This window comes from Oligoflexus sp. (genome assembly GCF_035638955.1).
Lineage (GTDB): Bacteria > Bdellovibrionota_B > Oligoflexia > Oligoflexales > Oligoflexaceae > Oligoflexus.
In genome coordinates this window covers 1-24,556 of record NZ_DASQYZ010000194.1, presented here as the reverse complement: position 1 = coordinate 24,556, position 24,556 = coordinate 1, and the positions used below count along the sequence as shown (strand labels likewise).

Genomic DNA, 24,556 nt, shown 5'->3' with positions numbered 1-24,556 from the left:
ACCAGGGCTTCATAACCCTGAGCTTTAGCTGACAGGACCTTCAAAAGGCCTTCGGCTTCTGCCTCGTATTTTGCCATGATGGCATCGGCATCACCGCGGGCTCGCAGACGAACCTGCTCGGCATCGGCCGCTGCGCGAATTTCCATTTTGCGTCGTTCAATTTCTTCACGCACAATCTCGCTGGCGATCAGACGTTCGCGCTCGACTTTGGCTTCGGCCAGCTGGATCTGAACCTCAGCTTCTCGTGTGGCGACCTGCGCCTGCTGGCGTGCAGCAGCTTCACGGACCGCAAGATCAGCATTACTGCCGACGATCGCAGCCTTGGATTGGTTTTCTCCGGCGACAGCTTCAGCTTCGCGTTGGTGAATAAAGATACGCTGATCCGCTTGCGCCGACTTCTTGCCCTTTTCCGCTTCGGCCAGGTTTTTTGCGACCGCAATGTCCTTCTCGCGGAGAGATTCGGCCTCGCCGACGGCGGCCAGGGTTTCCTGTTGCTGGATGTACACGCGCTGATCCGCTTGGGCCGCTTTCTGACCTTTGGACGATTCAGCTTCGGTCACCGCGACCTGAACATGCTGCTCACGCTGGGCTTCGGCATGGCCGATCGCACCTACTTTTTCCTGGACCGCAACATCGATCCGCGCGCGGTTGATGGCTTCAGCGGCCGCTTTTTTACCGATGCTGCCGATGTAATTGGATTCATCGGTGATATCCGTGATGTTGACATTGATCAGGTTCAAACCGATTTTGTTCAGTTCGGGCTCAACGTTTTTACGGATTTCTTCCAGAAAACTTTCCCGGTCCTGGTTGATCTGTTCGATGGTGAGTGAGGCAACGGTCAGTCGCAGCTGGCCGAAAATAATCTCGCCGGCCATGCCTTCGATCTGTTCCGGGTTCAAACCCAGGAGTCTTTCGGCAGCATTGGTCATGACCTCGGCTTGGGTGCTGACGCCAACGGTGAAGGTACTGGGGACGTTGATGCGAATGTTCTGTCGCGACAGAGCATTCTTGAGATCAATATTGATCGTCATAGGCGTAAGACTGAGGTACTGATAGTCCTGAATCAAAGGCCAGATCAGAGCACCGCCGCCGTGAATACAACGAGCGGTCTGGCCGTCTCCGACTTTACCAAAGACCACCAGGACCTTATCCGACGGACAACGCTTATAGCGGGAGGCCAGGAAGAGCAGAGTTATGCTCATAAGGCCGACGAAGGCGATGATACTGATGGCCCAAAGATTTGTGTATGGCATGTACGAAATTCCTTATGTGGAGAACGCTTACTGAGGGTTTGACGAAAAAGGAGCCAACAGCTCGGCCGATGGAAGGCGTGAGACGCGCAGCATGCCATCGTCCTCGATAGCCTGAACGATAATACGGTCGCCCTGCTCCAGGGTCTCATGATCGAGGGTGCAGGCATCCACGGTCACCAGCCTTTGTTGGATGACAAGAGTAACCTTCCCAGGTTTTTGACTTTGAATGCGAGTATAGACCTTGCCGCTGACGCCCACGGCATCCTTCATTCTCAAATTACCGCTCGACTGGAGGCCTTTGACCCATTGAAAGAGGCGACCCATCAGCCAGGCAGTGACTGTTCCGGCTACAAAGCCACCCAATGCGGCCAGGCTGGGAACGACTTCGCTTTCCCAGAGCAGGGCCAGACCGACCAGACCAAACATAGTAAAAAAGGCGCTCAGTCCCTGGATGGATAAGAGCTTAAAACTGGCGTCGGCATCGGCTCCGTCGAACAGATCCCAGTCGCTGCTTCCAAAGAGATGCAGACAGAGTTGGACCAGGAGCAAAGCCCCGCCCAGAACGGCTGCAACGATGAAAAGTAGGCTGATATTTGATGTCATTTTGACCCCTGCATTGACGGCTTTGGGAGCTTTCCCCAAGTCAGACGGAGGATCTCCGAATAAATTGCATGTGGCAGGACGATTGCGGAGCAGAAAGCGTCCGCACACGATCAGAAGTTGAGAATCAACCCGGCACGCTGGTGGCTTCGGTTGCCATCGGCCTCCAGGATCCAGCGGGAAGCCAGAGTATAACTGACGCGTGCTGTCGTCTGTGACCAGAAGTCCAGCTGGGGTAGAACAGATTGATGATATTCCCATGAAAGGCGCAAACGAGAGTTGATCTTATGTTCCAGATAGAGCCGGGCCCCGAGATCATTCTGAATCGACTCGCTGATATTAAGGTCCAAAAGTCCTTTGACGCCGAGCAGAAATCCCTTCCATGGTGCCCATGCGTAGCCTGTGCCCCAGCGTAAGAGCCAGCCGGGTTTTCGGTTCATGGGCAAGGCACGCTGGTATGCGAATTCCAAATGACGAACGTGACTGTCGCTCCAGGCGTCTTTTGCGGTCATCGCTTCCAGATGAAACAAATCCAGCGCGTCCCAGCGCAATCCATCGCTGTCCATGGCTATATCCCCCTGCAGAATCCTGAGCACGGATCCTGCTGGGACTTCAGCTCCAGCGGTATAAAAATCCTGGGCATAAGGCGCCAGTAAAAGATGTTGCTCGGTCGGTGATACCCATTGCACACCGAGGCGCCGCCGACCCGAGAACCGGGCTGGGTCATCCGTCTTCACCTGCTGCAGGGTCCCCGGCGTGTTTTTCAACTGGGCGAAGATCGCCTGACGCTTGTCAGGATCGGCTTCGCGCGCAAACTGGTAGCGCAAAAGATCAGCCGGATCCTGGGTGAGGCGCCCCTGAGTCCTTTGTGCCAGCACCACTTGAACTTTGGTGACTCGTGCTGTGAACTCTGGATTTTGAACTGAATTCATCGGCAGGGTGAAGAGCGATTTCGATGGTGCCATGGGCAGCAGGGCTTCAATATAGGCGCCGCAGTTTTTTGATGTGAATTGGTAAGGGTATGCCGTACTCAAAGCCTCTTCGAGATTTCGGATGAGGGCTTCCCGCTCAGAATCGGTTTGTGAAAAGGTATAAATCCAGAGGTCACGATTCTCCAGCTCATAGGCCCGGGCTTTATATAAAAAGCGCTGCAATTGATAGCGGCCAGGGATGGAGGTCACCAGAGCTTTCCAGGCCCAGCCGTCGATGCCTTCGGTCTGGCCGAGGAATTCCACGATAGGAGCGTCAATCTCGGGCAGTGGCTCGCGATGAAAGACGAGAAAAGTGTGACCAAAGTAGGAGAGGGGATGCACTTCATCCTGGCTGGCAAAAACCAGCGAAACTCGAGGTCGCGTTTGGATATCTTCCAGCGTGGTCGATCCAAACCAATGCTCCTGGGCCCGGGCCGATCCCATGGTGACGAACATCATGATCAAGACAAAGATGAATCGCATGGTTTATCCCGGCATCGCGCTGAGGGAACAGGCCAGCTCTTCCGGTGTGGAACTGTCCTTCACAAGCGTGCGAAGGCTGTCCTTCGCCGCTGTTTTGGGGAAGAGATAATCAAGATACGGTCCGGTTCCCCGGGCTATATCATTCAAAACAGCGGGTAGATTAAAAAGGACAAACGAATAGCGACCCGCAACGCAATCCGCCCTTACTTTCCCTGCTTCTCCAGATCCATGACCAAGGTGCCTGGCGCATACTTGTACATGGCGCCGGTGCTGTTGTCGGTCGTCGAACCGAAGACGCCACCAAAAATGATGTTGCCCCAAAACATGGGCTCAATTTCGGTATTGAGGGTCACGGTCTTGCTGGCGTAACCATCCTTTCTCAGGGTGACGCTTGCTGACTTGGCGCGTGTCACGGGACCGGTGTATGGGGTCTTGCCGACGTTGACGCCATCTACCACGATGTCCGCGTCCTTGACGTTGGAATCGATGGTCATTGTTTGGGTTTTTCCGGAAACGATGGTGGCACAATGGGTCGAAAGGAGGGCCAGGGCGATGAGAGAAATGGCTTTGAATTTCATAAAGGGTTCCTTCTGGGAGCGATCACGCAAATCTTCACGATTTGAAGAGACTGAGAACTTCGCATTTTGTTGCAGAGGCCGAGAAAAATATTTTCGTTGCCAAAGAGGCCTGCGGCCCATTAAACAGCAGGAGGACTTAACTCAAGGAAAAACAGTATGAAACGCACCCTTATTTCCCTTTTCATGATTCTGACAGCCTTCACCCTGAATGCTTGCGCGACCGCCGCCAATCCCTGGGCCATGACCGTTGATCACAATAACCTGCCTGAATTCAAAGACCAAAACGAACTCAAAGCGGCCGTTGGCATCGATGCTGTGCAGGGCGGCGATAAAACCAATCCGCTTTGGGTGTCGAATATTTCGAACGAAGATTTCAAGGTGGCTTTGAATCAATCCCTGAAGAACTTCGGTTACGCCAACGAACAGGGTGATTCCCGCTACAAACTCGATGTCACACTCCTGAGTGTGGATCAGCCGCTGATTGGCCTCGACATGACGGTGAAGATCACCGCGCGCTATGTGCTGACCGAAAGGCAAAGCAAGCAGGCGGTGTTCGACCAGCAGATCTTTGCGCAACAGACCGCCACCTTCGGTGATGCCGCCCTTGGCTTCGATCGCTTGAAGATCGCCAATGAACGCGCTGGCAAGGAAAGCATTCTTCAGTTCCTGAAAAAGCTCCAGGAGCTCGGGATCAAAGCCCAAGCGATCTCGATGCAGTGATAAGGCGAAACATTCGAAACTGTACGTCGGCGTAAGGCTGGGTACAGTTTCATATTGATCCAGGGTCATGAAAGGAGCACCATCGGGTGTAGGGTGATGCGTCCAACTTCAGGTGAGACAAGACCATGAGTCATCTTTTGGAAATCGAATACTGCCGCATGTGCCGCTGGACATTACGAGCCTTTTGGCTGGCGCAGGAGCTGCTGCAGACCTTTGAAGAGGATTTTTCTGAGGTCCGCATGCTGCCGAACACGGGAGGTCATTTCAAAGTCCGTGTGGATGGACAGGAAATCTGGTGCCGCAAAGCGGACCACGGCTTCCCGGAACCCAAAGTTTTGAAGCAACGGGTCCGGCAGGTGATTGATCCTGAACGTGATTTAGGCCATATCGATCGAGATCATGCCAACGATACAGCGGCAAACGCCAGCCCGAACTGATGGTGGATAGGGGAGAATGCTCCCCATTTACCTGATTTTTTCGCACATTCCGTCAAGTAATAATCCCCCATAAATAGCTGATTTATCTTGCTATTCAAGATGGAATCAAGATTGTCATGAAAAAGTCCGATAAAAATTTTGCACATCATGACATTCAATGTTTAGAGGGACGGACTATGCGCGCAGCTACATTCCAGATGATCACGGGCCTTTTCATGGTTACGCTAGCCATCGGTTGCAATGAGTCGGAAGTCACCGCCAGCTACAAAAATAATCGTTCATTTGCAAGTTCCGTGCAGTCATCCGGTGATGCTGCGGTTGGCGGCGGTAATCTGGAGTCCGCGTCCCTCGCGATCCTTCAGACGAACTGTGTTAAATGTCACGGAGCAGGGTCAGCCCAGGGTGGTTTCAGCATCATCGATAATGTCGAAGCTATGATTAGCAGCAATAAATACATCATACCCGGTGATCCCGAAGGCTCTGCCATCTATAAAAGGATTGCTGTCGCCAAGAACATGCCCCCGGCTGGGCCGCTGTCTGACGCTGATGCGGCCACCATCAAGCAGTGGATTGCAGTACTCAAACTTGAGTCGGATGCTCTCGCGATCCTGCAGAACAACTGTGCGACATGCCATGGAGCTGGTGCCAGTTCGGGTGGTTTTGGAATTATCGATGACGTCCAGGCCATGATCGCCAGCAATAAGTACATCATACCTGGCAATCCTGAAGGATCAGCCATCTATAAGCGCATGGCGGTGGCCAGGAACATGCCCCCGGCTGGACCACTGGCTGGGAATGACACAGATACAATCAAGGCATGGATCGCTGGGCTGAAGTAATTCAAGTTGGACCCTTCATTATCATAACTAATTTCACGGGTCGGAATCGGTGTGGTATCTTTGGCAAAAATCAAAAGGATTTTGCCCATGGAGCAGTATCTTCGACCCACCGAGTTCTTTGATTTCGAGCATCCTCTGGTCCAGAGTTTTGCTTTGGAAACGACCGCTGGCATGCATGATCCTGTGGCGATGGCCACGGCTCTCTACCTCAGGTCCAGAGACGATTTCCGGTATGATCCGTATTCGTTCAGCACGCATCCCAGTACCTTTCGGGCGAGCCACGTGATGGAATCAGGAGCCAGCTACTGCATTCCCAAGGCCGTGCTGTTAGGCGCCGCAGCCCGTGCCGTGGGCATCCCGAGTCGCCTGGGGTTGGCCGATGTGATGAATCATATATCAGAACCACGGTTCGTGGAAAAACTCCGCTCGCAGGTCTTTGCCATGCATGGCTACATCGAGCTGTTTTTGGAAGGCAAATGGGTGAAAGCCACTCCAGCCTTCAATGCTGCTCTCTGCCACAAGATGCAGGTCGACGTCCTCGATTTCAATGGCCGCGAAGATTCCATCTTCCAGCCTTATGATGCTTCGGGGCGGCACTTCATGCAGTATCTCAAAGAGTATGGTCATTTCGCAGATGTCCCGCATGCTTTTATCATCACGAACCTTCAGGCAGCCTACCCCCACCTCAAGGACCTCCTGGAATCCGGTCAGTGGATCTCCCGCGATTAAAGGGCGTCTCCCTAGGGTGCATGCAAAGTCTTACTTATCTCGTTTTTTAGGGGTGCAATGGGAGCACGATTCAAGTTAAAAATTGCCTCGAGGTCATTGCAAGAAGGGAAAACTGATGAAATCTCGAGCACTCGGCAGGACTGATATTCAAATCGCACCTATCGTTTTTGGCGGTAATGTTTTTGGCTGGACGATTGACGAGTCGCGTTCATTTGAGATCCTTGATGCATTTGTTGCGGGAGGCTTTCATTGCATCGACACCGCGGATGTTTATTCCAGCTGGGTACCTGGCAACAAGGGGGGCGAGTCCGAGTCCATTTTGGGTCGGTGGATGAAAGCCCGGGGTAACCGCAAGAAGATCGTTCTTGCGACCAAGTTGGGCAGTCCCATGGGTCCTGACAGGAAAGGCCTCAAGAAGTCTTACATGATGGATGCCGTCGAAGCGTCGTTGCGAAGGCTGCAGACCGATTACATCGATCTTTATCAGGCTCATCAGGACGATCGTGAGACACCCCTCGACGAAACGCTGGCCGCTTTTGATGCTTTGATTCAACAAGGCAAGGTGCGAGCGATCGGTGCATCGAATTACGAAGCGGATCGGCTGTCTGCCGCGCTTAACGTGAGCCAGTCCAAAGGCCTTCATCGGTACGAGACCCTCCAGCCCGAGTACAATCTTTATGACCGCGCCCATTTTGAAGGCGGCCTCGAAAAGTGTTGTCTTGACCAGGGCGTCGGTGTGATTCCCTATTTTTCTCTTGCGAGCGGCTTTCTCAGCGGTAAATACCGTTCGGCCTCGGATCTCAACAAAAGCCCTCGTGGCCAAGGGATTCAACGCAAGTATCTCAATGAGCGTGGCTTCCGCATTCTGCAGGCTCTGGATGAGGTTGCGCAGGAGCTTAAAGCCAACCCAACTCAGGTGTCATTGGCCTGGCTTCTGCACCGGCCGAGTATTACGGCGCCGATCGTGAGTGCGACGACACTGGAGCAGCTGCAGGATCTCATGCGCGCTCCCCAGCTTGAACTCAGCAAGGAAATCCTCGACAGGCTGAACATAGCCAGCCGTGTGGACTGACAGACCAACGTCAATCTTCATTGGAAGAGCGATACCTGGAGTTCTTTCCATTGCAGGTCGGACAGGAACTGAATGGGAACTTCAGGGTCTGGCTTATCATAGTGATGAGCCGCGATCTCACGGGATGAGGTGAAGATGCGGTAGCAATCGCTATGGTGAATATCGTTATAGTCCGCCACCGGAACCAAAACAGGTCGGCCGTCTTCAATCCATTGCTTCATGAGCAGTTCTCCGCATCGCTTCATATCCAGCCCTTGATGTTCATCATAGGTGCCTTCCATGTTTTTATAAAATTCAACATCCCACGCCACGAGTTGAGCCGGATCCAATCCGAGACGTACCACTGTTTCCATTTGTTGTTCGTCAGCCTCCTGCTCGGTGGTATAAAACCCTATGCCGTCAGCATTCGCCTTGTGGATCACATCAAGGGATCGAATTCTGGCCTGCTCCAGACCCTGTTCCCATCGTGCTATCATTTGTTCCAGGGATTGACCCTTAAATTCGGCAAGGTTTTCGATACCCATGGCTTTAAGAGTCTCGCCAAAGTTCTCCTGCTCCACAGTCTCCTCAAGATCCTTGATCGAAATTCGGCTGCCACCTGTTTCGGCGTCGGTCAAACGCAGGTGGGGCGCGCATGCTTTAAGTCCCTGTTCATAACGCTGGTAGGAGCAGTGCCCCGACTCGGGCATGCTTTCGTAAGGCCAGTAGCCCAACGAAGCATTGACCTCCGGGTCGTTCAGAAACTCGACGAAGGATCGGCAGGCCTCCGGGCAGGGTTCCTTCGCTGATGAGGGGCAGGCTCGGCTCGCCAAGGCCCAAACGGGAAAGAACAGTTCGGATGAGTAGTTCTGTCCATGTTCATGTTCAAGGTAGGATTGTACGAGTTGGGCAGCGGCCCGGATCTCACGACCGCGCGCCTGCAGGGTCACGTCAGGCTTGGGTTTATGGGACGGATTGGCTTTGGCATCCTGATAGTAAAAATAGTCGTAATCACCTGCGAAGGACGTCAAATGACTGCGATAGTAGTGAGCCAGTTCATGGGCAAGCGTTGTTATGATTTTAATTTCGGCATCAACATGTTGCAGCAGGCCTGTGTAAAGAACGATGTAGGGCTGTGTTTTCCAAATCACAAACCCTTTGGCTTGCGTAATGTCGGCGAGTTCCGGTGCCCGTTGGCATGATGGATTGGGGACAACCTCAAATCCATCATAAGAGGCCTGGACATCCAGTTGGCAAAGGTTATCGGACTGACCCTGTTGGGAGGCTGAGCGCCTGATGTTGCGACTGATCCAGTCGAAATAATCCCTGGCCTCGTCCTGGTTCATCGAACGTTGGAGGCAGATTCCGTCATGACTTGCGCCCGAGAGGTTTCCATTGTGATCGAGCGTGATCCAGTCCGTATCAGACTCGGGGTTTTGAGCGGCGAGGGTGTTTTTTAACCTGACAGGGACTGAGTAACAGACAGGAACGGTCGTAACAAAGGCATCAGGGCTCTCGCCTCTATAAATACGCGCCCGAGGAGCCGGCACGTTCAACAACTGATCCGGATGGTGTTCCTTGATACGGTCATGAATTCTGGTCAGAAGATAATCCATGCGCTGTGTGGCGGCGTGCGAGCTCGGCAGGAAATCATCCACGGACCCCCAGCCATTGCCAGGCAGATAGACATCTTCAAATTCCTGTGGCGTTAAGTCCTGCCAGTGCCACGACTCAGGGCTTAAAACGTACTGCGCGGCGTCATGTTTTAAATCGGAAACCTCGGACTGTGGCCTGCAGGCCATGAGCATCAGACATATGAGATTGAGGCGAAAATGCATCCTTTCATATCCCCTTGGTATTATGCTCCGGGCAGTATTTTTTACCCAAAACGTTTTTTCGAATCTGATTATAAGTCTCGGGATAGAATGTTTTTGAAAACTTGATCAGCTCCTCACGGTAGGGTTCCTGGTTCAGGATGGAATCTTCATGCAGCAGGATATGCACTTTAATGCTGAGGAGCTTATGAAAGCTCACCTTACCGCAGGGAATGTGATTCAAGCCGTTGGTGTTGATGATACTCTTTTTCCCGCACTGCGATTCCAGGATTTGGACCAGTGCATCGGATTTCATGTTGGTATGAGCGACAGTCCTTATCTTGTGGCAGTCTTTCATGCTGGTGTTGGCCGTGAGGAAAATCACGCCGAAATCGTCGACAATGACGGCGTAGGGGATTGGAATAACATGGGGATGGGCCTGATCCGCCGAGTAGAAAGCCAAATCAAATTCGCCCTCGCTCAAACGTTGATCGATGCGGGCGTATGTGCTTGTTTCTATAGTAATCGATCGCTTGCTGATCTTTTCCAAGTGCTTGACCAGCTCGAAGAGTATCCCACCCGATACCTCCCCCTTGCTGTCTCGCAGTATCCATGGTGCTGTCCCGGTCGGCGCGATAAAGTGAAGAGCCGGACTGGCCTGAAGTTCAGTGCCTAATGCGAAGAGAGAGGCGAGGATTGCGGCATGAGTCAGGAGGCGAGTGATCGACACGCGTCGAATGAAGCTTCTGGATGACGTCATAAATTTTTACCGCTCTCTTGCTTGCGAAAATAGGGCTTACGGAATGAGAAGCCCCTGCTGAGTGGCCATCTGTCTGAAATTATTAATAGGGATCAAGGGGGTTTCGTCAAGTCATTTATGCAGGATGGGTCATGAAGAGGAAGGGACGTCCGTATCAGTATGCGTAACCGACTGCGAGGCCGAAGGTCTGAGGATCAAGATCAGCATCCAGGTGCTGTCCGGTGGACATATGGATGCGGCTGCGAAGTTTCGCCTGGCTATAAAAAACGTCAGCATAAAATTTGCGGTAGAGCCTAAGCGAAGCACCCACTTGTGGTGAGAAGATGAACTTCGAATCAACCGTAAAGGTTGTGGGCTCGCCGCCCGGGTTGGTCGTTGCCGTGAGGCGACCGCTGCCTTGTGGATTGAAGAAATACGCGTACGTCACCCCTAAGCCGAAATAAGGACGGAACATGGATCGGCTACCGAAAAAGCGATACTGAGGGAATAACGTCAAAGGCAGTGACTGAATCTCGGCAATTGTACCCGATCCTTTCATGGCGCCTTCACCAGAAACTTCATGGGTGAAGGGCAAAGCCAAGGGCATGTCCAGGGAGAGATGCTGGCTCATTATCCATGTTATGCCACCACCTAATTGTGTATTGCGGCTCACGCCGGCCTTGGTGCAGCCATCCGGGCTATCACTGAAGTCAGGAGCCGAGAGGCACCCGCTCGTCACCTGAGGGGAAACAGTGATAGCGCCTGTGCGCAAGAGCCACGAGCCAGGCATCTGGGCGTAAACAAAGCTTCCCTTGAGCAAAATGATAACGGCGATCAGGAAGTGAACCTGGCATTTCATGGTCGGTTCTCCTTGTTAGGCGTCCAGAGTTATAGCCAACCCGCCAGGACCATGGCTTTGGTCACATACTGGGCGAGTAGTTTATGACCGTAAGGCGTGGGGTGAACATTGTCCGCGAAGAGGTAACGCGAGGTGTCCGCATTGATGAGATTGTTGCCGTTGCAGACGATGGCGCTGCCGCTGCCGTCTTTTGTTGCATCAAGAACATTGGCGGGAAAGTTCAGATTACAGGCCACATCCTTCACATTATCAAGATCGTAATGTGCGGGGTCTATGAACTGCCTTCGATTTTCAGAAAAAGCATCCACAAAAAGAACTCCATCGGCACCTGCCAAGGCCTTCTCAAGAGCTGTATTAAAGGCCGTGGTCATGGCCAGAATTAGGGGTTGGCTGCTGGGGTTCTTCGCAGCCATAGGCGTTTGGCTCACGTCGGGTATATTGACGACGACCACATACCGGGCGCCCTTGTTGACCATGTCTTTGACATAGCTACTGAGTGTGTCAGCGACTGCTGCCATGGCCGAGACAGCATTTTGAAGGCCTGTGGTCGCGGCATAAGTATTCCCAGCTTCCTTCGCCGCAGCTTCCGCAGTTTTGCCAATTTCCGCTGGATTGACCTTGCCGGCCGCATCTGCCGCCAGGAATGGGGTCGCCGCCTTGATCGCGGCCGTGATGATACTGATGGGGGTGGCAGCCGCTTGTGCGGCTTCCGTTTGTACGGCTTGTCCAATGGCAGTTTGTGCTTGAGCTCGGTTCGCAGGAGTCACGAACGCTATCATCTGGGTTATGATTGATTTTGCAAAACCCGCAGCCCCGGCAGCTTTGGATTCCAGAGTTAAGGTTTCAATTTGCCCAAACAAGTCGTTAGGACCTGCCAGCACCGTAATCAATTCTGTCCCATCAAAATTCGCGGAGCCACTGTCCGCTCCAAAATTGGCAATCTGGGTGACAACAGGTTCCGTGAGCGGGCCAGCAGTAAATCCAACGCCAACAGGATTGCCAATGCCTTTGGGGTTGGTCACGCGCGATCCACCCTGAGCGTAGTTTCGACACTTCGTGGGACCGGTCGCGGGCTCATTACTTTTCGGTGAACCGAAGCCACCCGATCGTGCGGCGCATGAAGCCTTGCCTACTGCAGCTGCCGACACCAATTGAGCCCATGTATAGGTAGGGACGGGTAGAGTCCCAATCTCACCGTCGACACCATTCACGGTAAATCGGCCCCCACCGGCAGCCTTGATCGGCCCAACCTGATAGGTTCCCGCATCGCTCAAACTATCGCCAAAGGCGATGACTGTTGAGAATGAAACAGCAGGCGATTGATCACCGTTGCCGGGTTTTTTACATGAAGTGAGTGCGATCAGGACTGTGAGAGTTATCCCTGGCAGTTTGAAAAGCATAATTCAACGTCCCCATTTCTGCGCAAGACGACACATAGCGCCGACAGCGACTTCCGATGATGATGGAATCTCGAACAGGGTCTTGAGAGAGTAGCCTGCAATACTCCTGCCGTGATGAAGAGCCTAAAGGGATGATCACGCGATCGGCCCAGACGCTTGGCTTTCAGGGCTTAATGGAGTAAATATATTGCCGTTTTCTAACGGACGGTAAGGCCATGGTTCTGGCAAGGTGGCCCTTGCCGTATATTTCTTTTACGGCATGAAAGAATGTTGTCGTGTTCCTATACGGGCTAACCTGCGAGGCTCAAAATAAAAAGGTTGTATCCTATATGCAGAAGTACACTCGGCAGAAGCACCTGGGTCCGGTGATAAAGCCAGGCCATGACCATACCCCCCAAAAATACGGGAACGAAACCAAGCGGCGGATGGACAAGAGCAAAGATCAGACTACTGACGATCAGGGACGGCCAAAGTCCAAAGCGTCGCTTCATCCCACCGAAGATCAAACCACGGAAAATAAATTCCTCGATAAAGGGGGCAACGAGTCCTGCAAAAATATAAAACGACAGAGACGGCTGAAAAATACCCCCCTGAGGTGCATCCGTCATCTTATAGAGCCACTTCCAAAAGGTCCAATGTGGGGCGTACTGGATCCAGAGCTCGGCTATGCCCAACAGCAGGGGCAACGCGCACAGGGCGTACAATCCATCGAGGGCCCGGATCGGTCCGGAATATTCCGGTACACCGAGCGCCTGATTGCGGCGATAATAAAGTTGCATGACGATAAATGTTAGAACCGCAGCCAGGAACGCCCCCCACATGAGGGCCGCCTCACCTGTAAACAGCTTCAGGCGCAGCCCTGCCGCGGTTATCATGGCCTGCAGTATAAAATAGATTAGGGCTGCGATCAGACCATCCCCCAACGTGGCCTCGGTGCGCGGGGAGGCACTGGGATCCAGCACATAGGGTTCGTAGTCATTCAGATTCTGGCGAAACGCAAGCTTCACACCAAAAAAGAGTGTCAGCACAACCAGGGTGTTCCATGGCGATCCGTGGACGACAGCCCAAAGCAGAATACCGGCGATGGTCATCAGCAGATAAGTCAGGCGCAGCGAGGGGCGTTTTCCGACATCATCGTTAAAGGGATCATGGAAGAAAATGACGATACTCAAGGCGATACCTTCATACATCCATAGGGCCAAAGGCAGAACGAGGATGCGGAAATACAAAACCGGATCGGAGAAATCCTCTCGCCTTAGCAAGAAGGAGCAGCCCACCAGGCCTACCCCAAATGCCAGAGCCAGCCAAAACTTCTGACGATCAGCAAGGATATCCACGAGGCGGCGTGGCGCGATCGCATACTGCCAGAGGGAGGACTTTTCTTTGTGCATGAGTGTGGTGGCCGACGTGGTAATCATCAGGAACGGCATCATCAGCAGGAGAGTGAGCCGAAAACCCACGGACATTCCCTCGCTGTCTCTTGAACTGCTCATCATATCGATACCGAGATAGATGAGAGGTGGGGCAATGGATTGGATCAAATGTGTGCGGTCGCGCGCGAGCAGCTGCCACTCGCGGCGAACCATCACAGGAATAAAGTCGAGAATGCTGCTCCGGTGGGACAGCGACTTCTTTCGCTTCAAGGATGAACGTTCGTAGCCGCTGTGACTTGCGAGTCCCTGCCGATACAAGCGGCTGAGTAGGGCCACGCTCAGAAAGACAGTCAGGGCCGTGGCGAGGACCAGAAGCAAATAGGGTTGGACCGACCTGACTAGAAAGATCTCGTTCATAAAATGCACGAGGGGATGGGAGGCGAGGCGCTCCCAATGGTTCAGCACCCAGCGCCAGTACCATTCCAATTGAGTCTGAACGGCGAAATAAAAAAGTGTGAAAAATCCTGACATGAGCAGGAGTGCGATGGCCCTGATATCCCGTTGGCGCGTGGGACTCAGGCGTGTCTGGACAAGGCCATCCATTAAAACACCGAGGCTATTGCTTATCAATGCAAACGACGAACACACCAAAGCTGCCATGGCAAGGCTGGAAACCAGATGCGTCCCTCGCATAAGGACCAATAGAAACAAGAGAGGAACCAGAAAAATCCAGTTGAGCGGATTCATGGCTGATGACTGAAAGATGCGACCCAGGAGAAAGCTACGCAGACTGACAGGAAAGGTGCTGATCCACTCCAAATCATGATCCTGCGTCGTGTGATTCACACGTGTCAGGGGCGACATGGACGATCCGATGAGAAAAACCAACAGCATCACACAAAGTCCCAGCCAGTAGACATAGGGCAGGCTGCTCCAGATCGGGCTTGGAATGGCCATAATTTCGGATGCATTCCAAGCTGTCGCATCTGGATTGTCGAGAAGTGCACGGGTCATCTCACGCAAGGTACCAAAATGTCCAAATCCGATAGTAACTGCTAAAAATGAATAGAGAAGACCCAGAGTCAATCCACCCATCCGCGTTTTAACGGGCTGGGCTTCACGCTTTTGAGATGGTTTCTTGTTCTTTTTGACATTCAAACGGGCCAGCGTCTGCAAAAACTTATAGCGCAAAAGAATGGAGCTGATACGGAGCGGTTCACGCAGGGCTTTCATGGGCCACTCCAGCCGCTGTCACGGCAAAGAAAATATCCTCGAGGTTGCCCTGCTGAACTCTTTGATCGCGAATCTCTTGCATCGTCCCCTGACAGACCATGTCACCGCGATGAATAATTCCAAGATGGGAACAGACGCGCTCCGCCATATCCAGAAGATGTGTGGAAAGAAGTATGGTCTTGCCACGACCGGCACTTTCCGTGATCCATTCGCGCATCTGTTTGGAAGCATAGGGATCGAGACCGTTGGTCGGTTCATCAAGCAGCAGAACATCAGGATCGTGCACCATGGCGGCGGCGAGGCCCAGGCGCTTTTTCATGCCGGTTGAGTAATTCGTTGAATATTCCTCGGAGGCTTCCTCAAGACCCATCTGATTGATCAACTCGTCCGCCCGTATTCGGGCAGCCTTGCGGGACATACCCTGTAATTCGCCAGCCATTTGGACGACTTCGCGACCCTTCAGGAATTCTGGAAACAGGGGTACATCCGGCAGATAACCGATCAAGCGTTTGACTTCAATGCGATCCTTTTGGCAATCAAGCCCACCAACACTGGCCTGTCCTGAAGTAGGAACGAGCAGTCCCATAAGCATCTTGATGGTCGTGGTTTTCCCAGCGCCATTGGCTCCTAGAAAGCCATAAACCGAGCCTTTTTCAGCGCTCAAATCAATATTGCGAACGGCGGTAAAGCTGCCAAAAGTTTTGTTGAGTTGGTGAGTGCGAATCATAGGGCCCTTCCATGGCGCGGTTCCTGTGAGCACTAACATGGATAGGCGAGACAACGCAAGGTTTCGCAGAAGGCTTTCCTATCCTCTGCTTGTCAGTCCTCCTTAAAATGTCGTGAATGCCGATCGAATGGGACGCATGGCCGGGGATTCAGTCCTGGCCCGTCGATCGGCCAGGACACCAAGGAGCGCCTATCCAGCTTGTTATATGCGCTGGCTATACCTCTTGCTTTCTGGCTGCCGTGGGCGGCGTTGTTCCTGTATGTCACGGTCGCCGTGATCTGGTTTCTGCCCAATCGCCGGATTGAGCACGAGATGCGTTGATTCGTAGAGTTTAGTCTCCCTGGCAACACGCTTAAACAATTCACAATACAATGATGTTTTAGAGGGTGATTGGGGGTGACCGAAAAGCCTTTATGATTATATTCATTGCAAAAATTGTCGTGATTCTTACGTTCCTCGGGACCGCTCTTGTCGGTTGCGCGCCGCAGACGACCATGAAAGTGGATCGTACTGGAGGCGCTGGCCGTTGCGCTGGTCCTGAATGCACGCGTTTCGTCCGGGATGCCGAGCAGATCATTCAACTCACAACCGAAAGAAACCCTACCAACAGTAAGACTATCGAGTTGAGTTGGAATGCCTCCAAGGGTGATCAAATTTATCGTATTGATATAGCCATGGACCCCGAATGCAAATCCATTAAGGAAAGTCGTGCGACCCGTGCGAATCAGATGCTCATCGCTGATCTTGCAGAAGGTCCATGGTTCTTCTGCTTGCACGAGCAGGACGCTGCGCCGTCGGCATCCCTGTCCGCCAGCAGCCTGCAAATTCTTGTCGATCGTAGCCCACCAACCATTCAAATGGACAGCAGTTTGAATCTGACTTCGGGTGGTGCACTCGAGATTAAGGTTGAAGATGCCCTGTCCTATAGTTGCGAGTGGTCGGCACCTGAAGCCACGGAATTGAGTTTGGAAGCCAGCGCCGGGACCAAGGCGGTCGTAACCAGCAAAACCTCGGGCGATTTTTTAGTCAGTGTGGAATGCACGGACGCCGCGGGGAATGTCGCCAGCAAAGAGATCCCTCTTACAGTGACTGTCAAGGCTATTGAAGCCCTGCCTTCGGATCCCAGTACCCTGGCCTGCAATGCTGGGGCTGATCTTACATTGAGCCTGGCAGGCAACCTGAATGCCACGGTGCAAGGCGCGACAACGCTGACCTGGACGAAGGAATCAGGTCCAGGTGTTGTTACGTTTTCCAATACCGGTATTGTCAATCCGCAGGTGACGGCATCGGTGCCTGGCGTGTATGTCTTGCGCTTGACGGCGAAGTCAGACAATGGTCAACAGGTGCAGGACGATGTTCAGTTGACCTGGCTCAGTGCAGAACCGACTTTGAAAGCGACCCTGACCCGTGTCGGCTTCCAAATATTTGCTTATCTGCAGACCGTACGTACGGCTGGCAATTACGCCTTTGTTATGCGCGAGGATGTTGGCCTTTCTGTGGTGAACATCAGCAATCCAGCCATGCCTTCGCTTGTCACGACGAATAATATCGGTAACGGCTCCGCGGGCTGGGCTGCCTATGTGCAGATTGTTGGAAACATAGCCTTCATCGCGAATTGGGAACGTGGACTGACGGCGGTCAATATCACAAATACTGCTGCTCCTGCACCCCTGGGATCGCTTCCGCTGACCAACGCAGCCTTGGTCCACATCGAAGGCAACTATGCCTACGTTGGTTTGGAAGACGACGCCGGCCTGGGCGGCCTGGCCATCGTCAATATCACAGATCCCACCCGGATGACCCTGGTCAAGACCCTGGCCACCGGAGGAGCTGCGGGCGGGATCGCCAAAATCGGCAATTACGTTTACCTGTCGCATCGTGAAGTCGAGACCGGATTTACCGGTCTCAAGATCATTGATGTCAGTACCCTGACCAACCCGAGAGTCGTGCAAACATTCAATCGGGCGAGCATGGAAGAGATCAAAGTGGTGGGCAACTATGCGTTTATCACAGCCGGTACCCAGGGGCTCGAAATTTTCGATGCCACCAATCCTGCCAATCCTGTTTCCCGAAGCTTGACGCCACTTGCGGCTACGACCTCTTATGCTGTCAGCGTCGACGTTGTAGGAAAGTATGCTTTCGTCACCGATTACGATGGAGCGAAGCTCTACGCCTTGGACATCAGCAATAAAACCAGGCCAACGATCGTGACGAGTTTTGCAACATCTCAGAGTCTGCCAGCTCTTTGGGTGCACGTATCCGGGCGCCATGCGTATCTGTCGACGGAAGAGCGGGGCCTTGAGATTATCGAAGTGTTTCAATAAGAATAGGGAGAGGGAAAATCATATGCCGCAGGCAACCTACATCAAGGCACTCGCCCTGGGCGTGCTCATGCTTGCCTGCAGTCCGAGCCAGGATCAAAACGCGCGCGACAAGAAAGACCTTCTCGCTGACGAGAAAGCGTCGACGTCCGTGCCTCTCTCGGGGACCAACCTCACCTTCTCTGTGAACGAAGACGTCCTCGTGGAATCCCTGGATGCCTATATCGTCGGGTATCCCAGTTCACTGACGGCAAAACGCATCGGCGGCCGTCGTTTTCTCATTGAAAATGTTCCGGCCGGAACGCGCGATGTGATCGTGACCGGAGCGAGCGTCGGGGCCCCGCTGCAAGGCGAGCTGGCCTACGACCGCGGGGTCCGCATCCGTAAGGAACTGCAGGATGGTGAGCTGGTTGATTTAGGAACGCTCGCGCTGCCCAAGACAGGTACCATGAAGGGACGCCTGGAAATGGAAGGCGTATCGAGCTTCCAAACTGTTCAGCTCGGTATTCCGGGAACCAAGTTCGCCAGCATCAAACCCCAGGCGGATGGTTCCTATGGGTTCGATAATCTTCCGGTTGGACTTCATGACCTTGGCGCCTTACAGGCTGAAAACCCTATCGAAGCCAAAGGCGCAGGCGATGTCGTGTCCGAGACGGCGAAGCAGGCGGCGCGGTTTATCGTGCGCTCGGTGCCGAACGTTCCCAACAACCTCAGCATCGTGCCACGCAATAATAATCTACTTCTGTCGTGGAATTCAGGTGGTGGCGAGAGCACCGGCTACCTCCTCTTCAAAAGTACGCAAGAGGACGCTGCCTTCAAGCCCGAGAACGGCAAGTCCTATGAAACCGGCAGCGTGCCATCCGGAGATATCATTTATATCGGAGCCACGCCTTACTTCTCGGATCCATCGGTGAAGAATGGAGTGACCTATTTCTACCGGATCTATGCATTCAACAAGGACCATGTATTCTCCAGCGTTCTGAAAGGATCAGCGGCGCCGCGGGCCCCCGATTATCAGTATGGGTCCTATAGACTCTATATAGATTCGACCGCCAGCGATTGCGATCAGTTTGGATCGAGCCAGGTGCAGAGCCTGCGCTTTCATATCGACAATATCTGGCAGGTGAATGATTTCTCGGGTGGAACGAACTCGGGCAAAATTGGTCCCTATTCCGTGGTGGTTTCGTCGAACTCAGTTTATAGCCCGGCTTATGAACCGTTCTATGCCTTTATCGATGACAACAATCCCTGGTCTTCCACGGATGACGCGTTCGCCATTGTGGATCCGTTTGATGCGAACCTGACCCTTTACCCGAATGGCGTTTATTTCACGATCCAATTCGCGCAAGCGCCCGTCGAGATTTCGGGACTTGAGATCCTGGGTGGCGAGCCGCCTTTCATGTCGCAATGCGCTCCCGACCGCTATCATATGGAAGGATCCAACGACGGCGGCACGACCTGGGCTATGATCCCTGGTTCCGTCAGGAGCCAGCCGACTATCGAAAGGGTGCGGTACTTCTTTAGCCCGCACACAAAACCATTGGCGCCGAACAATTTGCAATTGCTGTCCTCGACGTCGCAGGTCAAGCTCAAGTGGGAACGCGGTGCAGGGGCCGAGACGGGATTCATGGTGGTTCGCAGTACCCAGCCGGTGCCCTTTGCTCCTGAAAACGGTCGTCCCTATAATGCTGGAAAGCAGGGTGATTTTGATGTCATTTATCTGGGTCCAGAGTTGGAACACCTGGACGTGAAGGGACTCCTGGCTGATGGGACTGTGTATTATTACGGCGTCTTTGCCTATGATGCCGGCTTCAATTATGCACCACCCGTTGTAGGCCGCGCTGTGCCCGAGCCTCGACCCGGTTACCGCTACTATCGATTCGTTGTCGATTCGATCCTGGGCGGCAAAGGTCAGGCCAATTACTTTGCATGGATTGATGACCTCAAGCTGCAGATCGATGGGCGCTGGGTGGATTCTTATGTGTTCACCGCAGAAACCGGGACGATTGGTGGGATACCCGTCAGGGTAACAGAATCGTCCGCATTCAGCGTCAATGACAAAGCCTGGCAGGTTTTCGGGCCTGGACAATGGTTGACTGCAGACAAGACTTTTAGCGCTGTGAAAGAGTCGATGGCACTCAGCCCGGGCCATGAGTGGCTGCAGATTGATTTCGGCGAGAAGCCTGCGGCTGTCACGGGCATCAAGTATTTTGGGAATGATGCGACTGATCCGATCACCGGTGATTTCTCGTCAGACAAGTTTGGGCAAATTCCCGACCAGGTTCATATGGAGCGATCCATTGATGGCTTGAAATGGGAAGCCATCCCAGGCTCAAAAGACTCGAACCTTGCGGCTGAAATCATCACCGTCGAATGGTGATTCAAGCGGCTTGGCCGCTTTCAATTTGAATGGCGACAAAGGTACAGTCGTCTGCAGGATTTTGGTCTTTCCAGACCGTCTCTCCCAGTTGCACGATGGCATTGACCTTGTCCTGGGGGGACAGTTGGCCCTGTTTGAGGATCTCCCAGATCTGCCTTGGCTTCAAGCGTTCGCCGCCCGGACCTGCGTTTTCCAGCAAGCCATCGGTAAAGAAGAAGAGCGTTTCCCCGGGAACGAGGTCATAAGTCCTGGCTTCCCCAACAAAGTCGGGGCTCATCCCCAGGATGGATCCCCGGCTCAGCACACTGGAGACCTTGTTGAGATCATAGCGAAGCGGAGAAGGATGGGCCGCATTGACAAGACAGTACTTGCCCAGGCTGAAGTCACAGCAGAAAAAATTCATGGTCAGCGATCGGTTCGATCGCGATCCTACCGCGAAAACCAGTCGATTGACAAGATCCGCCATCTCTTGAAGCTCGGTCTCCATCGGTCGAGGTTGTGCGAAATTCATCTGCAGCTGGCTGTAGATGGCACCGGCGACTGCGCCTGTCAGCAGGGCCGATGAAAATCCATGGCCTGTCACGTCGCCAATAAAAATATACAGTCTTTTTTGGTCCGGACTCGGATAGAGACCATACCAGTCTCCGCCTGTGGCATCTGCCGATTTATAGTAACTGGCGGAAGCGATCCCCGGAAAATGACCCAGCGGTGAAATAAAGGATTCCTGCACAGCCTGGGCGGCCTGTTGCATGGCGTCCTGCTGAGCTGCGTGTTCGCGCGACTTAAGGGTTTTAAGATGCCATTCGATGGCAAAGAATACCAGGCTGGCGAAAGCAAAGACCAGGATGATAAAACACCAATTCGCAGCGAGGCCCCAGAATGCGAAGGCCAGGAGGAAGGCGACGCTGATGGATAAACTTCCTAGAATCAAGAGCGAAATCCAAATCAGAGGACTTGCCGCCAGACCCAGCACGGCTCCTGCCGCGATGGCCAAGGTTACCGCCAGGCCCTCGGCCTGGAAAGGCTGAATCCACTGACCAGACAGGACGCTGTTCAGCATAGAGACCATCACGTAACCGCCAGGTATATAACCCACAGGCGTGGCGACCATATCGGTATTGCCCGTATACATCGCCGGCAGGATCACAATAAGCTGCCCTGGTTCGATTGCATTCGCAAAGGACAGACCTTGTTTGGTCCTGATAATGGAATTGCGCAGAGAATAGGTTTCAGCCCGTAGACTGCCTTCATCGAGGAAATTCACCAGGACCGTGGACCTTGACGTCAGAGGAACGGATCGACTCTTATCAGAACCGTAAGGGTGAATCATCAAACGATCACCTTGGAGGGAATAGCTGTTCCGTCCAATCAGACTCCAATGCGGGACCGCCTTATCGGGTTGAATGCGAACCAGTGCCTCGACTTCACCCTCACCGCGGTAAATCGCGTGGCCAGTATGCTGGAGCGTTGCGATCAGACGGCGATGGGGACCATACATGAAGCGGGCTTCGTACTGGAGCCAGGACGGCAACGTATCGCCTGCGTCGGACCGTGAAGCCAGGCTGAAGTGTTCCTGCTGCAGAGGATGCGGGTCACGGCCTTTGACCTGATGCTCTGTGATCCAGGCGGCGGTCACGACAGGGATGCCGGCTTCCTGCAGCCGACGGGTGAATTCAGGAAGTTCGGCATCAAGGTTATCAGGAGTGCCGAACAGTTTATCGATATAGATCCCCGCAGCTCCCGCTGTCGCCATCGCCTTGATCAGCTGTCCCCATTCCGTGAGACTCAGATCCTCCCGGTCCAGGTATTCCAGTGTCCCATCATCAAAGCCATAGATCTTGATGCGCGGATCGAGTTTCGGGCTCTTATCAAGCCAGGATCTGATCTTGAAATTAACTTTGAGGCTAAAATTCTTGTCCAGGAATAAATTGAAAGGGGACTGTTTGAGGGCGAAAAGGCCCACATGAAGCGCAAAGATAAGACCCAGGATAGTCTTCACTTTCAGTTCAAGTTTGTACTGCGCTGCCAGACGACGAAATTGGAACACGGCAAAGTCCTCCGTTCCCTTCTTTCGGCTCGGGAGCGGAACATACGATAGGCAGGTTTTGCCTCCCTCTTGGCGATTTCTGTATAAATCCATGACAGCACTCGACTGTCCCGACCCAGTCCTATTCACGGCTTGCCGCTGGCATCCCCCTTGCTCCTGGAGGGCTACGATGAAGTCACCCTATGACATGAAGAAAAAATTCTTCTTAAGGTAAAAGCATGTGGATCATTCGCTATGGATGGAGGCTTGGGATACTGACTATTTCTTTGGCAAGCGCTGCCGTTCGAGGTGACACTCAACGTGAAACCCTGGTATGGGACCAAACTTTTGAAAAACTTGTCAAAGACGAGATTCAACCCTGGTATGTGCAGGGTGAAACCGGTACGTTTAACGGTGTGTCCGTCGACGATCAGCCTGTTCCACTTCACTACAAGGCTTTTGTCAATCCGAAAGCTCGAGCCGATATTGTGATCGTTCATGGCTTCGGTGAGCGGATTCCTAAATACATGGAGCTCGCCTATGCTTTCTATCAACAAGGCTACAGCGTGTTCCTCTATGATCAAAGGGGCTTCGGAGAGTCGAAACGACTTCTGAAGAACAGTGGCGCTGTGTATGTTCATAAGTTCGAGCACTACGTCGAAGACCTTAAGCTGTTTTATGATAAGATTGTGATCCCCAGGTCGCCCAACAAACCCCACTTCATCTTTGCCCATTCCATGGGTGGGGCCGTCACCAGCCTGTTTTTAGCTCGATATCCTGAAGTGGCGAGCCGGGCTGTCCTTTCCACCCCCATGCATGAGATGAATTCGGGTTGGTTGCCCCGGTGGATGGCCTATTCGATGGTTTATACCGGAGTCGCCATCGGACAAGGGGCGTCCTATGCTTTCGGGCAGCCGCGCCCTCTGTTTCAAGAGCGCTTTGAAAAGGCTGCGACCCAGTCTTATTCCCGTTGGAAATGGTTTTCCGATTTTTCGTCCCAGCCTGATCAACGCGAACACGCACTCGGTGGTGCCTCCAATCATTGGGTGCTGGAAGCTTACGGTGCCACAAGCCAATTTTCAGATGAAGGATTTCCGAGGAAAATTAAGATACCCATCCTTCTTTTCCAAGCTGGAAAGGACACATGGGTTGTCGATCGAGCCCAGGACTTTTTCTGCCAAGACGCGCCGGATTGTACACTCATTCGGTATGAGGATGCGAAGCACGAAATCTATTGGGAAACCGATGCGATTCGCGCATCCTATCTGCAAAAAATTCTCGAGTTTTTTGGCCCATCTTGAAATCACCTGACCAGCCGCGGTCCCTTCGGGGCCGCAGACAGTAGCCCCAGCCGTGCGCCTCACCTTTCCTTGAATATATCCAAAAGACACTTCATAATATTGCAAAACGACTGCTGTATGAAGTGGAATCTGGGACGCGGGATTTTGGGTTGCTGAAGATTCTCTTTATTAATATCCACACCATCAAAGGGGCATCCCGTTCGCTCTATTTCAAAACTATGACGGAAGTCTTGCACGAGATGGAACAGTTCTATGCCCAGCTTCAAGAGGCGACCGAGGCAGAGACGGCGCGGATGTGGGCTGATCATAAGAGGCTGACCCTTCTGGTGGAGCACTATGACCGCATTGCCCGGGAGCGTTTGGCCAATCTTCTGCTCACATCCCACCTGTCAACAGCCCAGGCGATCACAGATATCTCGGGACGGGGTGTGGGCATGGGTGCGATCCGACAGTATGTGGAGCAAATGGGCGGAAGCGTTTGCATTTGCCTGATGACAGCCGTGGCCTCTGATCCGGGATTTTCAGCCTTTCGGATTGAGATGGATCTGCCAGCCCGATATTTTGCCCGGCCTCATTTCGGGGTCGAAATCAAAGAAGCTTCCTGAAGCTCGGACATGAGGTGTGAGGAATAAGATGCGTCGCACATGGGTCATTTTTCTGCTGGTTCCCTTCGTGATGCAGTGCACTCACGTCACGTATCGTTATACCGGTGAATTCCAGAC

20 protein-coding genes are annotated in these 24,556 nt (G+C 53.1%); 9 read left to right on the top strand and 11 right to left on the bottom strand.

The window, feature by feature from the left end; all coding sequences use genetic code 11:
* From VE954_RS18090 to VE954_RS18075, 4 genes are all read right to left on the bottom strand, one after another.
* A partial coding sequence (locus VE954_RS18090) for a flotillin family protein (RefSeq protein ID WP_324955289.1) occupies positions 1-1,253 on the bottom strand: 1,253 nt, incomplete at its 3' end.
* A gap of 27 nt (positions 1,254-1,280) precedes the next feature.
* On the bottom strand, positions 1,281-1,856 hold the full coding sequence (locus tag VE954_RS18085; RefSeq protein ID WP_324955287.1) for a hypothetical protein: 576 nt from the start codon (positions 1,854-1,856) through the stop codon (positions 1,281-1,283).
* Between the two features lie 110 nt (positions 1,857-1,966).
* Positions 1,967-3,307: a DUF4105 domain-containing protein gene (locus tag VE954_RS18080; protein ID WP_324955284.1), complete on the bottom strand. Its 1,341-nt coding sequence runs from the start codon at positions 3,305-3,307 to the stop codon at positions 1,967-1,969.
* A gap of 203 nt (positions 3,308-3,510) precedes the next feature.
* Complete coding sequence (locus tag VE954_RS18075) at positions 3,511-3,885, bottom strand: PEGA domain-containing protein (RefSeq protein WP_324955282.1); 375 nt, start codon at positions 3,883-3,885, stop codon at positions 3,511-3,513.
* Between the two features lie 156 nt (positions 3,886-4,041).
* On the opposite strand from VE954_RS18075, the gene VE954_RS18070 reads away from it, so the two are divergent.
* The 5 genes from VE954_RS18070 (at position 4,042) to VE954_RS18050 (ending at position 7,682) form a co-directional block, all read left to right on the top strand.
* Positions 4,042-4,605: a hypothetical protein gene (locus tag VE954_RS18070; RefSeq protein ID WP_324955280.1), complete on the top strand. Its 564-nt coding sequence runs from the start codon at positions 4,042-4,044 to the stop codon at positions 4,603-4,605.
* Between the two features lie 125 nt (positions 4,606-4,730).
* Positions 4,731-5,042, top strand: a complete 312-nt coding sequence (locus VE954_RS18065; RefSeq protein ID WP_324955278.1) for a SelT/SelW/SelH family protein — start codon at positions 4,731-4,733, stop codon at positions 5,040-5,042.
* 176 nt (positions 5,043-5,218) lie between these two features.
* Positions 5,219-5,881, top strand: coding sequence for a c-type cytochrome domain-containing protein (locus VE954_RS18060; RefSeq protein WP_324955276.1), 663 nt, complete (start codon positions 5,219-5,221; stop codon positions 5,879-5,881).
* An 87-nt stretch (positions 5,882-5,968) separates the two neighbouring features.
* On the top strand, positions 5,969-6,610 hold the full coding sequence (locus VE954_RS18055; protein ID WP_324955274.1) for a transglutaminase family protein: 642 nt from the start codon (positions 5,969-5,971) through the stop codon (positions 6,608-6,610).
* A 115-nt stretch (positions 6,611-6,725) separates the two neighbouring features.
* Positions 6,726-7,682, top strand: a complete 957-nt coding sequence (locus VE954_RS18050; RefSeq protein ID WP_324955272.1) for an aldo/keto reductase — start codon at positions 6,726-6,728, stop codon at positions 7,680-7,682.
* Between the two features lie 17 nt (positions 7,683-7,699).
* Here the strand turns inward: VE954_RS18050 and VE954_RS18045 are convergent, their stop codons facing one another.
* From VE954_RS18045 to VE954_RS18020, 6 genes are all read right to left on the bottom strand, one after another.
* Positions 7,700-9,499 (bottom strand): M48 family metalloprotease, encoded by a 1,800-nt coding sequence (locus tag VE954_RS18045; protein WP_324955270.1) that lies wholly within the window; start codon positions 9,497-9,499, stop codon positions 7,700-7,702.
* Between the two features lie 4 nt (positions 9,500-9,503).
* Entirely contained in the window at positions 9,504-10,235 is a 732-nt protein-coding gene (locus tag VE954_RS18040) for a hypothetical protein (RefSeq protein ID WP_324955267.1), read from the bottom strand.
* A 154-nt stretch (positions 10,236-10,389) separates the two neighbouring features.
* Positions 10,390-11,073: an OmpW/AlkL family protein gene (locus VE954_RS18035; protein WP_324955265.1), complete on the bottom strand. Its 684-nt coding sequence runs from the start codon at positions 11,071-11,073 to the stop codon at positions 10,390-10,392.
* Between the two features lie 29 nt (positions 11,074-11,102).
* Entirely contained in the window at positions 11,103-12,473 is a 1,371-nt protein-coding gene (locus VE954_RS18030; RefSeq protein WP_324955263.1) for an SGNH/GDSL hydrolase family protein, read from the bottom strand.
* A 290-nt stretch (positions 12,474-12,763) separates the two neighbouring features.
* The gene (locus VE954_RS18025; protein WP_324955262.1) at positions 12,764-15,079 is read right to left on the bottom strand and encodes a type II CAAX endopeptidase family protein; all 2,316 of its coding nucleotides are present in this window, start codon (positions 15,077-15,079) and stop codon (positions 12,764-12,766) included.
* Positions 15,063-15,806, bottom strand: coding sequence for an ABC transporter ATP-binding protein (locus tag VE954_RS18020; protein WP_324955259.1), 744 nt, complete (start codon positions 15,804-15,806; stop codon positions 15,063-15,065). The genes VE954_RS18025 and VE954_RS18020 overlap by 17 nt, the downstream gene beginning before the upstream one ends.
* Before the next feature lie 413 nt (positions 15,807-16,219).
* Here VE954_RS18020 and VE954_RS18015 point away from each other — a divergent pair, with 413 nt between their 5' ends.
* A complete protein-coding gene (locus tag VE954_RS18015; RefSeq protein ID WP_324955257.1) occupies positions 16,220-18,130 on the top strand; it encodes an LVIVD repeat-containing protein in 1,911 nt (636 codons plus the stop codon).
* A 22-nt stretch (positions 18,131-18,152) separates the two neighbouring features.
* Positions 18,153-20,507, top strand: a complete 2,355-nt coding sequence (locus tag VE954_RS18010) for a hypothetical protein (protein WP_324955255.1) — start codon at positions 18,153-18,155, stop codon at positions 20,505-20,507.
* A 1-nt stretch (position 20,508) separates the two neighbouring features.
* On the opposite strand, the gene VE954_RS18005 is transcribed toward VE954_RS18010, so the two are convergent.
* Positions 20,509-22,554: a SpoIIE family protein phosphatase gene (locus VE954_RS18005; RefSeq protein WP_324955253.1), complete on the bottom strand. Its 2,046-nt coding sequence runs from the start codon at positions 22,552-22,554 to the stop codon at positions 20,509-20,511.
* Between the two features lie 218 nt (positions 22,555-22,772).
* Here VE954_RS18005 and VE954_RS18000 point away from each other — a divergent pair, with 218 nt between their 5' ends.
* Both VE954_RS18000 and VE954_RS17995 read left to right on the top strand, forming a co-directional pair.
* A complete protein-coding gene (locus tag VE954_RS18000; protein WP_324955252.1) occupies positions 22,773-23,834 on the top strand; it encodes an alpha/beta fold hydrolase in 1,062 nt (353 codons plus the stop codon).
* A 77-nt stretch (positions 23,835-23,911) separates the two neighbouring features.
* On the top strand, positions 23,912-24,439 hold the full coding sequence (locus VE954_RS17995) for an Hpt domain-containing protein (protein WP_324955291.1): 528 nt from the start codon (positions 23,912-23,914) through the stop codon (positions 24,437-24,439).
* The last annotated feature ends 117 nt before the right edge of the window (positions 24,440-24,556 follow it).

Excerpts from the sequence above, each read along its gene's own strand:
- VE954_RS18085 (WP_324955287.1), bottom strand. The coding sequence starts at position 1,856 with ATGACATCAAATATCAGCCTACTTTTCATCGTTGCAGCCGTTCTGGGC.
- VE954_RS18080 (WP_324955284.1), bottom strand. The coding sequence starts at position 3,307 with ATGCGATTCATCTTTGTCTTGATCATGATGTTCGTCACCATGGGATCG.
- VE954_RS18075 (WP_324955282.1), bottom strand. The coding sequence starts at position 3,885 with ATGAAATTCAAAGCCATTTCTCTCATCGCCCTGGCCCTCCTTTCGACC.
- VE954_RS18070 (WP_324955280.1), top strand. The coding sequence starts at position 4,042 with ATGAAACGCACCCTTATTTCCCTTTTCATGATTCTGACAGCCTTCACC.
- VE954_RS18065 (WP_324955278.1), top strand. The coding sequence starts at position 4,731 with ATGAGTCATCTTTTGGAAATCGAATACTGCCGCATGTGCCGCTGGACA.
- VE954_RS18060 (WP_324955276.1), top strand. The coding sequence starts at position 5,219 with ATGCGCGCAGCTACATTCCAGATGATCACGGGCCTTTTCATGGTTACG.
- VE954_RS18055 (WP_324955274.1), top strand. The coding sequence starts at position 5,969 with ATGGAGCAGTATCTTCGACCCACCGAGTTCTTTGATTTCGAGCATCCT.
- VE954_RS18050 (WP_324955272.1), top strand. The coding sequence starts at position 6,726 with ATGAAATCTCGAGCACTCGGCAGGACTGATATTCAAATCGCACCTATC.
- VE954_RS18045 (WP_324955270.1), bottom strand. The coding sequence starts at position 9,499 with ATGCATTTTCGCCTCAATCTCATATGTCTGATGCTCATGGCCTGCAGG.
- VE954_RS18040 (WP_324955267.1), bottom strand. The coding sequence starts at position 10,235 with ATGACGTCATCCAGAAGCTTCATTCGACGCGTGTCGATCACTCGCCTC.
- VE954_RS18035 (WP_324955265.1), bottom strand. The coding sequence starts at position 11,073 with ATGAAATGCCAGGTTCACTTCCTGATCGCCGTTATCATTTTGCTCAAG.
- VE954_RS18030 (WP_324955263.1), bottom strand. The coding sequence starts at position 12,473 with ATGCTTTTCAAACTGCCAGGGATAACTCTCACAGTCCTGATCGCACTC.
- VE954_RS18025 (WP_324955262.1), bottom strand. The coding sequence starts at position 15,079 with ATGAAAGCCCTGCGTGAACCGCTCCGTATCAGCTCCATTCTTTTGCGC.
- VE954_RS18020 (WP_324955259.1), bottom strand. The coding sequence starts at position 15,806 with ATGATTCGCACTCACCAACTCAACAAAACTTTTGGCAGCTTTACCGCC.
- VE954_RS18015 (WP_324955257.1), top strand. The coding sequence starts at position 16,220 with ATGATTATATTCATTGCAAAAATTGTCGTGATTCTTACGTTCCTCGGG.
- VE954_RS18010 (WP_324955255.1), top strand. The coding sequence starts at position 18,153 with ATGCCGCAGGCAACCTACATCAAGGCACTCGCCCTGGGCGTGCTCATG.
- VE954_RS18000 (WP_324955252.1), top strand. The coding sequence starts at position 22,773 with ATGTGGATCATTCGCTATGGATGGAGGCTTGGGATACTGACTATTTCT.